General features: G+C 68.8%; 7 protein-coding genes. All 7 read left to right on the forward strand.

Annotated features, from left to right (window positions below; genetic code table 11):
- Nucleotides 1-174: 174 nt before the first annotated feature.
- Nucleotides 175-1,368 (forward strand): MdtA/MuxA family multidrug efflux RND transporter periplasmic adaptor subunit, encoded by a 1,194-nt coding sequence (locus tag MLG87_RS05890; RefSeq protein ID WP_243294263.1) that lies wholly within the window; start codon nt 175-177, stop codon nt 1,366-1,368.
- 4 nt (nt 1,369-1,372) lie between these two features.
- Complete coding sequence (locus MLG87_RS05895) at nt 1,373-4,483, forward strand: MdtB/MuxB family multidrug efflux RND transporter permease subunit (RefSeq protein ID WP_243294264.1); 3,111 nt, start codon at nt 1,373-1,375, stop codon at nt 4,481-4,483.
- Nucleotides 4,484-4,568: 85 nt separating this feature from the next.
- On the forward strand, nt 4,569-7,667 hold the full coding sequence (locus tag MLG87_RS05900; RefSeq protein ID WP_243294265.1) for a multidrug efflux RND transporter permease subunit: 3,099 nt from the start codon (nt 4,569-4,571) through the stop codon (nt 7,665-7,667).
- A 283-nt stretch (nt 7,668-7,950) separates the two neighbouring features.
- Nucleotides 7,951-9,930: an aspartate--tRNA ligase gene (gene aspS / locus MLG87_RS05905; RefSeq protein WP_243294266.1), complete on the forward strand. Its 1,980-nt coding sequence runs from the start codon at nt 7,951-7,953 to the stop codon at nt 9,928-9,930.
- Nucleotides 9,931-10,053: 123 nt separating this feature from the next.
- Entirely contained in the window at nt 10,054-11,409 is a 1,356-nt protein-coding gene (locus MLG87_RS05910) for an SMP-30/gluconolactonase/LRE family protein (protein ID WP_243294267.1), read from the forward strand.
- A gap of 80 nt (nt 11,410-11,489) precedes the next feature.
- A complete protein-coding gene (gene amrB, locus MLG87_RS05915; RefSeq protein ID WP_243294268.1) occupies nt 11,490-12,326 on the forward strand; it encodes an AmmeMemoRadiSam system protein B in 837 nt (278 codons plus the stop codon).
- Nucleotides 12,301-12,882: an AmmeMemoRadiSam system protein A gene (amrA, locus tag MLG87_RS05920; protein ID WP_243294269.1), complete on the forward strand. Its 582-nt coding sequence runs from the start codon at nt 12,301-12,303 to the stop codon at nt 12,880-12,882. Before amrB ends, amrA begins: the two co-directional genes overlap by 26 nt.
- The last annotated feature ends 4 nt before the right edge of the window (nt 12,883-12,886 follow it).

Consider the following 12,886-nt stretch of genomic DNA (forward strand, 5'->3'; position numbering starts at 1 on the left):
TCATCTGCCTCATCCGCCCCATCTGATCGGGGCCATGTCCGGCCCGCCGGGGGCAGATCTTCTTCTTTCACGGCCAACCGGATGTCCGGCTGGATGGTCCAACCATTGGACCTGCCGCTGGTCCGGAGCTGAGCTCATCCTCCGCCTCCTCCTTGAAAAGGCTTCGATTCCCGCATGGACGCCACCGATCCCATCCCGTCGTATGAATCCAGCGCCGCCCGCCCCACCCTCCTGAGCGGCTGGCGCCTCTGGGCTGTCCTGGGAGCCGCCGTGATCCTCGTCTGGGCGATCTTCTTCCGTGGCGGAACGAAGAAGGATGCCGGCAAGAACGCCGCGGGGGGACGTCCCGTTCCCGTGGTGGCGGTCGCCGCCCGGCAGGGCGACATGCCCATGAGCCTCACGGGCCTGGGCACGGTCACCGCCCTGAACACCGTCACCGTGAAGAGCCGCGTGGATGGCCAGCTGGTGCGCGTGGCCTTCACCGAGGGCCAGATGGTGCGCCAGGGCGACCTGCTGGCGGAAATCGACCCCCGACCGTTCCAGGTGCAGCTCATGCAGGCCGAGGGCCAGCTGGCCAAGGACCGGGCCGCGTACCAGAACGCGCTGGCGGACCTGAACCGGCTCCAGGGGCTGGTCCAGCAGGGCATCATCTCCCGGCAACAGCTGGACACCCAGAGCTCCTCCGTGGCCCAGTACGAAGCCACCCTCAAGGCCGACCAGGCCCAGGTGGAAAGCGCCAAGCTGAACCTCACCTACAGCCACATCACCGCGCCGATCTCGGGCCGGGTGGGCCTGCGCCAGGTGGACGCCGGCAACATGGTGCGGGCCAGCGACGCCAACGGCCTGGCGGTCATCGCGCCGATCCAGCCCATCAACGTCGTGTTCGCGGTACCTGCCGACAACATCCAGAACGTGCTTCGCCAGACCGCCAAGGGGGCGAAGCTGCCCGTCGAAGCCTGGGACCGGGACCTCAAGGTCCGCCTCGCCACCGGCTCACTCTCGGCCATCGACAACCAGGTGGACTCCGCCACGGGCACCGTGCGCCTCAAGGCCCTCTTCACCAACGATGACCGCACCCTCTTCCCCAACCAGTTCGTGAACGCCCGGCTGCTGGTCGACACCCTGCGCGGTGTGGTGATCGTGCCCACGGCCGCGGTGCAGCGCAGCCCCCAGGGGGCCTTCGTGTACGTGGTGAAGGCGGACGGCACCGCCGACATGCGCCCGGTCGAGGTGCTCGCCACCGATGGCGATGACACCGCCCTCAAGCAGGGCGTGGCCGGAGGCGAGACCGTCATCACCGACGGCCTCGACAAGCTCCGTCCGGGCAGCAAGGTCGCCCTTCCGAAACCCCCGGCCGCGAAGGGCTGACCCGATGAATCCATCCCGGCCCTTCATCCTCCGGCCGATCGCGACCTCGCTGCTGATGGCCGGGCTGCTCCTGGTGGGCCTGCTGGCCTTCCGCCAGCTCCCGGTCTCCGCCCTGCCCCAGGTGGACTACCCCACCATCCAGGTGGTCACTTTCTATCCCGGCGCCAGCCCGGACGTGATGGCCTCCGCCATCACCGCCCCCCTGGAGCGCCAGTTCGGCCAGCTCCCGGGCCTGAACCGCATGTCCTCCTCCAGCTCCGGCGGCAGCTCGATCATCACCCTCCAGTTCGTGCTGGACCTGAACATCGACGTGGCCGAGCAGCAGGTGCAGGCGGCCGTGAACGCCGCGGGCACCTACCTTCCCCGCGACCTTCCCAATCCGCCCATCTACAGCAAGATCAACCCGGCCGACGCGCCCATCCTGACCCTGGCCCTCACCTCGAAGACCCTGCCCCTGTCGAAGGTCGAGGATTTCGCGGACACCCGGCTGGCCCAGAAGATCTCCCAGCTTCCCGGCGTGGGTCTCGTGAGCATCAGCGGCGGCCAGAAGCCCGCCGTCCGCATCCAGGCCAACCCCGCGGACCTGGCGGCCAAGGGCCTCACCCTGGGCGACGTGCGCACCGCCGTGGCCCAGAGCAACGTGAACCAGGCCAAGGGCAGCTTCGACGGCCTGCGGCAGGCCTACGCGATCGGCGCCAACGACCAGCTGCTCTCCAGCGAGGACTACCGGCCCCTCATCATCGCCTACAAGAACGGCGCGCCGGTGACCCTGTCCGAGGTGGCCACCGTCGCCGACGACGTGGAGAACGCGCGGCTCGCCGCCTGGATGAACCGAACGCCTGCCGTCATCCTCAACATCCAGCGGCAGCCAGGCGCCAACATCATCGCCGTGGTGGACCGGGTGAAGGACCTGATGCCCCAGCTCCGGGCCTCCCTGCCCGCCGCCGTGGAGCTCAACATCCTCACGGACCGCACGGTCACCATCCGCGCCTCGGTGGCGGACGTGGAATTCGAGCTGATGCTCACCATCGCCCTGGTGGTCATGGTGATCTTCCTGTTCCTGCGCACCCTGGCCGCGACGGTCATCCCCAGCGTGGCCGTGCCGCTCTCGCTGGTGGGCACCTTCGGGGTGATGTACCTGCTGGGCTACAGCCTGAACAACCTCACGCTCATGGCCCTGACGATCTCCACGGGCTTCGTGGTGGACGACGCCATCGTGATGATCGAGAACATCATGCGCTACATCGAGGAGGGCGAGCCGCCCCTCCAGGCGGCGCTGAAGGGCTCGGGTCAGATCGGCTTCACCATCCTCTCCCTCACAGTTTCGCTCATCGCGGTGCTCATCCCCCTGCTCTTCATGGGCGACATCGTGGGCCGCCTCTTCCGCGAGTTCGCCGTCACCCTCAGCGTCACCATCCTGGTGTCCGCCGTGGTGTCGCTCACCCTCACGCCCATGATGTGCGCCAAGCTGCTGAAGCACACGCCCCCTTCGGAACAGGGGCGCTTCTACCAGTCCTCGGAGCGGGTCTTCCAGCGGATCATCGCCTTCTACGGCCGCACCCTCTCATGGGTGCTCAAGCACCAGACCGGCACCCTGGTGGTGGCCGTGGCCACCCTCGCGTCCACGGTGCTGCTCTACATCGCCATCCCCAAGGGCTTCTTCCCTGTGCAGGACACGGGCGTGCTCCTGGGCATCTCCGAGGCCTCCCAGACCGTGTCGTTCTCCGCCATGGCCGAGCGACAGCAGGCCCTCGCCGCGGAGATCCTCAAGGATCCGGCCGTGGAGAGCCTGTCCTCCTTCATCGGCATCGACGGCACGAACACCACCCTCAACAGCGGGCGCATCCAGATCAACCTCAAGCCCCTCGAAGAGCGCGGCCTCAGCGCCATGGACGTCATCCACCGCCTCCAGCCCGAGTTGGCGAAGATCCAGGGCATCCGCCTGTACCTCCAGCCCATCCAGGACCTCACCGTGGAGGACCGGGTCAGCCGCACCCAGTACCAGTACACCCTCGAGGACGCGGATCCAAAGGAGCTGGGCCTGTGGGTTCCCCGCTTCGTGGAGCGCATCTCGTCGCTGCCGGAGCTCAGGGATGTCGCCAGCGACCAGCAGAACGCCGGCCTCCAGGTGCGCATCGTCCTGGATCGAGCCACCGCCTCGCGCCTGGGCATCACACCCCAGATGCTCGACGACGCGCTCTATGACGCCTTCGGCCAGAGGCAGGTCTCCACCATGTTCACCCAGCTGAACCAGTACCGCGTGGTGCTGGAGGCCCGACCGGGCCAGTACCAGAGGCCCGAGGATCTGCAGAACATCTATGTCCGGTCGACCTCCGGCGGATCCGTGCCTCTCAGCGCCTTCACCCGCATCGAGACCGTCACCGCGCCCCTGGCCGTGAACCACCAGGGCCAGTTCCCGACCGCCACCGTCTCCTTCAACCTGGCCCCTGGCGCCTCCCTCGGCGACGCGGTGAAGGCCATCCAGCGCGCCCGGAACGAGCTCGACATGCCCGCCAGCATCAAGGCGGGCTTCCAGGGCACGGCCCAGGCCTTCGGCGCCTCCCTCACGAACACGCCCTTCCTCATTCTCGCCGCGGTCCTGACGGTCTACATCCTGCTGGGCGTGCTGTACGAAAGCTACATCCACCCCGTCACGATCCTCTCGACCCTGCCCTCGGCCGGCGTGGGCGCCCTGCTCTCGCTCATGATCTGCCGGACCGACTTCAGCGTCATCGCGCTGATCGGCATCATCCTGCTCATCGGCATCGTGGAGAAGAACGCCATCATGATGATCGACTTCGCGCTGGAGGCCGAACGCAAGGACGGCCTGCCGCCGGAGGAGGCCATCTACCAGGCCTCCCTGCTGCGCTTCCGGCCCATCATCATGACCACCATGGCGGCCCTGCTCGGGGGCGTGCCCCTGGCCCTGGGCACCGGCGTGGGTGCCGAGCTACGCCGCCCCCTGGGCATCGCCATCGTGGGCGGCCTCATCTTCAGCCAGATCCTCACGCTCTACACGACGCCCGTGATCTATCTGGCCTTTGACCGCCTGGCGCGGAGGCTGCGCCGCTGGCGCGGCGCGGAACAGGTTTCGCCTGAAATGGCTGAGTCATGAACGGCCCTGACCACCCCATCTCACCGCGCCGCGCCAGCGGCGCCATGCTCCAGGCGGAACGCCTGGAGCCCCTGCCCGCACGCCCGTGAGCATCTCCACGCCCTTCATCCACCGGCCCGTCGCCACCACGCTGCTGACGGTGGCCCTGGCCCTGCTGGGCGCCATCGCCTACCAGTTCCTGCCGGTCTCGCCCCTGCCCCAGGTGGAGTTCCCCACCATCCAGGTCTCCGCAGGCCTCCCCGGCGCGAGCCCCGAGACCATGGCTTCCTCCGTGGCGACGCCCCTGGAGCGCCAGTTCGGCCGCATCGCGGGCATCACGGAGATGACCTCCGCCAGCTCGCTGGGATCCACGAACATCACCCTCCAGTTCGACCTGAGCCGCAACATCGACGCGGCGGGACGCGACGTGCAGGCGGCCATCAACGCGGCCCGCGGCGACCTGCCCTCGAACCTGCCGAACAACCCCTGGTACCGGAAGGTGAATCCCGCCGATTCCCCCATCCTCATGCTGGCGCTGACGTCGAACATGATCCCCCGGGAGCGCATGTACGACGTGGCCTCCTCGGTGCTCCAGCAGAAGCTGTCCCAGGTCCAGGGCGTGGGCCAGGTCTTCGTGTGGGGAGGCGCGCTTCCGGCGGTGCGCGTGGACGTGAACCCCGCGGCGCTGAACGCCCAGGGCATGGCTCTGGAGGACGTCCGTCTCGCCATCGCGGCCGCCAACATCAACCGGCCCAAGGGGGACATCGCCAGCCCCAGCACCACATGGTCCCTGTCCACCACGGACCAGCTGATGAAGGCCGCGGACTACCAGCCCCTCATCGTGAGGTACCGGAACGGCAATGCCGTGCGCCTGTCGGACGTGGCCCAGGTCACCGATTCCGTGGAGAACGTCCGCAACCGCGGCCTCTCGAACGGCGTCCCCGCCATCATCATCCCCATCTTCCGCCAGCCGGACGCCAACATCATCGACACCGTGGACCGCGTGCGGGCCATCCTCCCGCAGCTCCAGGCCTCGCTGCCGCCCACCATCGAGCTGAAGGTGCTCATCGACGCCACCCGCACCATCCGGGCTTCCGTGAAGGACGTGCAGCTGGCCATGAGCATCTCCATCGGCCTGGTGATCCTGGTGGTGTTCGTCTTCCTCCGCAGCGTGCGGTCCACGCTCATCCCCAGCGTGGCGGTGCCCATCTCCCTCATCGGCACCTTCGGCGCCATGTACATGTTGGGCTACACCATCGACAACCTCTCGCTCATGGCCCTCACGGTGGCCACGGGCTTCGTGGTAGACGACGCCATCGTGGTGGTGGAGAACATCACGCGCCACCTCGAGGACGGCATGCAGCCCATGGAGGCCGCCCTCTACGGCGCCAAGGAGATAGGCTTCACGGTGGTCTCCATCAGCATCTCGCTGATCGCCGTGTTCATCCCCATCCTACTCATGGGCGGCATCGTGGGTCGGCTCTTCCGCGAGTTCGCGGTGACCCTCTCCGTGGCCATCCTGGTGTCCATGGTGGTCTCCCTCACCACCACACCCATGATGTGCTCGCGGCTGCTGCGGCCCCACGCCGAGGAGCGGCACGGCCGCGTGTTCATGGCCACGGAGCGGGCCTTCCAGTGGGTCATGCGCCACTACGAGACCTCGCTGGCCTGGGTCCTGCGGCACCAGCGCTTCACCCTGGGCCTGGCCCTGGGCACCATGCTCGCCACCGTGGGCCTCTACGTGGTCATCCCCAAGGGCTTCTTCCCCCAGCAGGACACGGGCCGCCTCACCGGCTCCATCCAGGCCGCCCAGGACATCTCCTTCGCGGGCATGGAGAAGCTGATGACGGGCTACGTGGCCATCGTCCAGGCGGATCCCGCCGTGGAGAACGTCACCGCCTTCATCGGTGGGGGCAACACGGGTCGCATGTTCTGCTCGCTGAAGCCCAACGACCAGCGCAAGGAGACCGCCGACCAGGTCATCGCCCGGCTGCGGGGGAAGACCGCCCACCTGCCCGGCGGCACGCTCTACATGCAGCCCGTCCAGGACATCCGCATCGGCGGCCGGCCTTCCAGCTCCCAGTACCAGTACACCCTCCAGGGCGATGACGCCCGGGAGCTGTTCGACTGGTCCCCGAGGGTGCTCCAGAAGCTCCGCACGGTGCCCCAGCTGGCCGATGTCAACACGGACCTCCAGAACAAGGGCCTGGAGGCCTCGCTGGTCATCGACCGCGCCAGCGCCTCCCGCCTGGGCATCACCCCCCAGGCCATCGACAGCACCCTCTACGACGCCTTCGGCCAGCGCTTCGTCTCCACCATCTACACGACCCTGAACCAGTACCACGTGGTCATGGAGGTGGACACGCCCTTCATGCAGACCCCCGACGGCCTGCGCCACACCTACGTGCGCGCCAGCTCGGGGAACCTGGTGCCCCTCAGCGCCTTCACCCGGCTGGAGCGGCGGAACACGGCCCTCTCGGTGAACCACCAGGGCCAGCAGCCCTCGGTGACCCTCTCCTTCAACCTGCCGCCCGGCGTGGCCCTGGGCGACGCGGTGGCGGCCATCGACGTGGCCCAGCAGGAGATCCGCCTGCCCGGATCGATCCGCGGCAGCTTCATGGGCACGGCCCAGGCGTTCAAGGCCTCCCTGGCGAACCAGCCGCTGCTCCTGGCAGCGGCGCTGCTGGTGGTCTACATCGTGCTGGGCGTCCTGTACGAAAGCCTCATCCACCCGCTGACCATCCTGTCCACCCTGCCTTCCGCGGGCGTGGGGGCTCTGCTGGCCCTGCTGGCCTTCCGCACGGAGCTGAGCGTCATCGCCTTCATCGGCATCATCCTGCTCATCGGCATCGTGAAGAAGAACGCCATCCTCATGATCGACTTCGCCATCGAAGTCGAGCGGCGGGAGGGCAAGACCCCGGAGGAGTCCATCTTCCAGGCCTGCCTGCTGCGGTTCCGGCCCATTACCATGACCACCATGGCGGCCCTGCTGGGCGGCCTGCCCCTGGCCATCGGCATGGGCACCGGCTCCGAGCTGCGCCGCCCCCTGGGCATCGCCATCGTGGGCGGCCTTCTCTTCAGCCAGCTCCTGACCCTCTACACCACCCCGGTCATCTACCTCTACATGGACCGCGCTAGGCTGCGGTGGGCGCGCTACCGGGCGGCCTCCCGAGCCAAGGTCGCTGTGGCGCCTGGGGGGAACTGAAAAAGAAAAGGAATCGAATAAGCGGAGGAGGGCGGAGGGGCGGAGGAGAGCAGAGAAAAGACTGTACCTGCCCCGGCTCAGCATGGGCTCCATGGGGGTGCCATGGCCCTATCGCCGCAATCTGCGAAATCAGCGGCGAAAAGAACGCTCTGACCCAGCCTCACGATCACCAACCCCCGGCCACCCTCCGCTCTCCTCCGCCCCTCCGCCTTCCTCCGTTTAATTCCCCTTCTTTTCCGCCCCGCCTTGAGCGACCCGGCCCGGGGTGCGATCCTGGAAGGCTATGAAACTCGATCGGCTCGGCGACTTCCAACGCACCCACCGCAACGGCGACCTGCGCCTCGACCACGCGGGCCAGACCGTGCGTCTGCTCGGCTGGTGCCGGCGCGTGCGCAACCTCGGCTCCCTCGTGTTCCTGGACCTGCGTGACCGCTGGGGGCTGGTGCAGCTGGTGGCCAACGAGGAGACCGCCGACCCGGAGCTGCTGGCGCGCCTCAAGGCCGTGCGCAGCGAGTTCGTGCTGGCGGTCGAAGGCGTGGTGGCTGAGCGGGAGAGCAAGAACCCCAATTTGCCCACGGGCGACATCGAGATCCGCCTGACGGGCCTGCGGATCCTCAACACCGCCGCGCCCCTGCCCTTCCCTCTGGAGGACGAGGGCGTGGGCGAGGATCTGCGCCTCACCTACCGCTTCCTGGACCTGCGCCGGGAGCAGCTCCAACGCAACCTGGTGCTCCGCAGCGAGGTGGCGAACCTCACCCGGAACCACTTCCGGGAGCTGGACTTCATCGAGGTCGAGACGCCCATCCTCACCAAGTCCACGCCCGAAGGCGCCCGGGACTACCTGGTGCCCAGCCGCGTCCATGCCGGGGAGTTCTTCGCGCTGCCCCAGAGCCCCCAGCTCTTCAAGCAGCTGCTCCAGGTCTCGGGTTTCGAGCGCTACGTGCAGATCTGCCGCTGCTTCCGCGACGAGGACCTGCGCGCCGACCGCCAGCCCGAGTTCACGCAGATCGACATCGAGATGAGCTTCGTGCGCCAGGAAGATGTCCAAGGCGTCATCGAGCCACTGATGGTGAAGCTGGCGAAGATGATCGGCCAGGACGTGACCGCGCCCTTCCCCCGCCTCCCCTACCGGGACGCCATGGAGTGGTACGGATCCGACAAGCCCGACCTCCGCTGCGCCATCAAGATCCAGGACGTCACCGGCCTTTTCGCCGCCAGCGCCTTCAACCTCTTCCGCGCCGCCTCCGAGAGCCAGGGCCACCGCCGGGTGCGGGCCCTCTTCTTCCCCGGGGAGGCCGCGGGTTCCCTCAGCCGCAAGCAGCTGGACGAGCTGGGCGAAACGGCCAAGCAGCTGGGCGCCGGCGGCCTGCCCTACGCCAAGTGGGGCAAGGACGGGCTCTCCAGCAGCTTCAAGAAGTTCCTCGAACCCGCGGATGAAGCCGCCCTACGACAGCGTCTCGGCGCGACCGGGGATGGCCTGGCCATCTTCGCCGTGGGACCCGACGCCCAGACCAGTCGCGTGCTGGGTGAGCTGCGTCTCCGCCTCGCCCGCCAGTTCGGGATGCTGGACGAGTCCCGGTTCGACTTCCTCTGGGTCGTGGACTTCCCCCTGCTGGAGTGGAGCGGCGAGGATGACGGGGAGGGCCGTTTCGTGGCCTGCCACCATCCCTTCACCAGCCCCCACCCGGAGGACCTGGACCTGCTGGAGACGGATCCCGCCCGTTGCCGCGCCGTGGCCTACGACCTGGTGCTCAACGGCTTCGAGGTGGGCGGCGGCAGCATCCGCATCCACGATGCGGAGACGCAGAGCCGGATGTTCCGGACCATCGGCATCGGCCCCGAGGAGGCCCGCGCCAAGTTCGGCTTCCTGCTGGACGCCCTCAGCTACGGCGCCCCTCCCCACGGCGGCCTGGCCCTGGGCCTGGACCGCCTCGTGATGCTGCTGGCGGGGGTGGACAACATCCGCGAAGTCATTGCCTTCCCCAAGACGGCCCAGGCCCGCTGCCTCATGACGGACGCCCCCAGCCCGGTGGACGAGCGCCAGCTCCGCGACCTGCACCTGATGCAGGACGCGAGGCAGACCTACCGCGTGGGGGCGGTCTTCTTCGAGAGCGCCGAAGGCGGAAGTCCGGAACTGCGGGGCCAGGCCCTCCAGCAGATCAGCCAGATGACGCCCCGCCAGGCCCAGGGCCTCGTCACCCTCGACGCCCAGGGCCAGATCCTCGATGCCCAGACCCTCAGCGGGCCGACCTTCGAGTTCTGAGGCCCTCCGTGGAACCTTACCGGTCGAGCGGCCACCATTCATGGGATCCTCCCATTCGGCGAGACCCGGTCCACCCTTCCATCACGCTTCGGCCCACGGGGTCTAGTTTTTCGGAGAGATTCGATGATCCTGGGATGTCCTAGCCTGGTCAGGGCCGCCGGTTCGATGCGGGCCCGGCTCCTGTCCCTCTCCGCCATCCTCATCCTGAGCCTGGGGGTGGCCTGTTCTGGCCACAAGTCCGCCGATGCCTCCGCCCCGGGCACCCCGCCGGCCATCACCACCGCTCCGGCGAACGCCAGCACCGTCACCGGCCGCCCGGTCACCTTCTCGGTCACCGCCACCGGAGCCGCCACGCTGGCCTACCAGTGGGCCAAGGATGGCCAGAACATCCTGGGGGCCATCAGCTCCAGCTTCACCATCTTCCAGCCCAGGGTCGAGGATGCGGGCGACTACACCGTGACCATCACCAATCCCAACGGCACCGTCACCAGCGGAATCGCCACGCTGACCGTGACCGCCGCCGTGATGTTCCCTGCGCCGGTGGGCCTAGCCTACGACGCCTCGGGCAACCTCTTCGTGTCCGACATGGACGACCACACCATCTGGAAGGTGGACGCCACGAACCACAAGACCCTCCTGGCGGGCAGCTCCGGACTGGCCGGCTCCGCCGACGGCCCGGGCGTGGATGCGCGGTTCAGCCATCCGGGCGGCCTCGCCATCGACCCCGCCGGGAACCTGCTGGTGGCGGACACGGGCAACCACACCCTCCGGCGGATCGCGCCCGACGGCACCGTGACCACCCTGGCCGGCGCCGCAGGACAACCCGGGACCACGGACGGTCCGGGCGCCCAGGCCCGCTTCAACGCCCCCTTCGGCCTGGCCGCGGACACCACCGGCGGAGCCTACATCGCCGATACCCAGAACCACACCATCCGCTACCTGGCCGCGGACGGAACGGTTTCCACCTACGCGGGCAAGGCCGGCGCGCCGGGGCTCGTGGATGGAACCGCCACGGCCGCCCAGTTCAACCAGCCCAACGGAATCGCCCTGGCGCCGAACGGGACCCTGTACGTGGCGGACTATGGCAATTCCTGCATCCGCGCCATCGCGCCGGGCGCCATCGTGACCCGGCTGGCCGGGCAGACCAGCACCTACGGCTTCGCCGACGGCAACGGCCTCTCTGCCGCCAAGTTCAATTCCCCCGTGGGGATCGCGTTGGACACCGCCGGGGTCCTGTGGGTCGCCGACACCCAGAACCACGCGATCCGGCGGATCGGGACCGATGGCACGGTCAGCACCCCCGCCGGAGCGGGCGGCTCGGCCGGCAACGCGGACGGCACCGGCACCGCGGCCCTCTTCTACCGGCCCTGCGGCATCGCCGTCACCCCCGCGGGCAACCTGGCGGTGGCCGATACGGCCAACCACCTGCTGAGGACCGTGACCCCCGCCGGCGTCGCCACGACCTTCCTCGCGCCCTGAGCGCGACCCGCCGCGCCTCGTCTCCACCCTTTCTCTCCGCAACCCCTGGCCCGGTCCGGTCCAGGGGTTATTTTTGCGGCATGGACACGACGATGGATGTCCGTGCGGCTGCGGTGGCCGGAATTTTCTACCCACGGGAGAGCAGCGAGCTGAGCCAGGCCATCCAGGCGATGTTCGCGGACGCCACCGGGGCCAATCCATGGCTGGGGCCCCCCAAGGCCCTGATCGTCCCGCATGCGGGCTATGTCTACTCCGGGCCCATCGCCGCCAGCGCCTATGCGTCCCTGAATCGCCTGCGGGGCATCATCCAGCGGGTGGTCCTGCTGGGCCCGGCCCATCACGTGCCCGTGGTGGGCTTGGCCCTGCCCGGCGCCTCGGCCTTCGACACTCCCCTTGGGCGCGTTCCCGTGGATGTCGCGGCCGCCGAGGTCCTCCGGCCCCTGGCCGGCGTGACGACAAGCCCCGCCGCCCACGCGAGGGAGCATTCGATCGAGGTCCAGCTGCCCTTCCTCCAGCAGGCCCTGGGCACCTTCCAGCTGGTGCCCCTGGCCGTGGGCCATGCCAGCGCCGAGCGCGTGGCGGAGACCATCGAGGCCGTCTGGGGAGGGATGGAGACCCTGATCGTGGTGAGTTCCGATCTGTCCCACTACCTGCCCTACGAGCGGGCGCAGGCCCTGGACCGCCGCACCTGCGCCAGCATTTCGGACCTGGACCTGCTGGCCAGCCACGACCAGGCCTGCGGCGCCACGGCGGTGAACGGGCTGCTGCTGACCGCCCGCCACCACCGGTTGACGCCGCATCTGATGGACCTGCGCAACTCCGGCGACACGGCCGGGGACCGCGAGCATGTGGTGGGCTATGCCGCCTTCGCGTTCGTCCAGGAGGGCGCCCATGACCCATCCGCACGCGAGCATTGACTGGGGCCCCACCCTGCTGCGGATCGCCCGCGACGCCATCGCGGAGAAGCTGGGCATGGCGGCGTCGCCGGTCCCGATTGCCGCCTGGCTCGAGGAGCCCGCCGCCACCTTCGTCACCCTCCATCGCCTGGGCCAGCTTCGGGGCTGCATGGGCACCCTGGAGCCCCGGCGGCCCCTCGGCGAGGATGTGGCCGAGAACGCCCGGCAGGCGGCCTTCCACGATCCCCGCTTCCCGCCCCTGGCCCGCAGCGAGTTCACCGACCTCCGGGTGGAAGTGTCCCTTCTCTCCGGCCTCGAGCCGCTCCCCTTCAACAGCCAGGCCCATCTGCTGACCCTGCTGCGGCCGGGGGAGGACGGCCTGGTGTTGGAATGGCAGGGGCTGCGGGGCGCCTTCCTGCCCCAGGTCTGGGATCAGCTGCCCGAACCCGAGGACTTCCTGGCCCACCTGAAGCGGAAGGCCGGCCTGCCCATGGATTTCTGGGACGACGGAATCCGGATCACCCGGTTCACGGTGACGCGCTTCCACGAGGAGGCCGAGGTGGGCAGTCCGGGGTAACGCC

The sequence above is a fragment of the Geothrix mesophila genome (assembly GCF_022808835.1).
Lineage (GTDB): Bacteria > Acidobacteriota > Holophagae > Holophagales > Holophagaceae > Geothrix > Geothrix paludis.

Bases quoted from the DNA above. Each gene is read 5' to 3' on its own strand.
- aspS (WP_243294266.1), top strand. From the start codon at position 7,951: ATGAAACTCGATCGGCTCGGCGACTTCCAACGCACCCACCGCAACGGC.
- MLG87_RS05895 (WP_243294264.1), top strand. From the start codon at position 1,373: ATGAATCCATCCCGGCCCTTCATCCTCCGGCCGATCGCGACCTCGCTG.
- MLG87_RS05890 (WP_243294263.1), top strand. From the start codon at position 175: ATGGACGCCACCGATCCCATCCCGTCGTATGAATCCAGCGCCGCCCGC.
- amrB (WP_243294268.1), top strand. From the start codon at position 11,490: ATGGACACGACGATGGATGTCCGTGCGGCTGCGGTGGCCGGAATTTTC.
- amrA (WP_243294269.1), top strand. From the start codon at position 12,301: ATGACCCATCCGCACGCGAGCATTGACTGGGGCCCCACCCTGCTGCGG.
- MLG87_RS05910 (WP_243294267.1), top strand. From the start codon at position 10,054: ATGATCCTGGGATGTCCTAGCCTGGTCAGGGCCGCCGGTTCGATGCGG.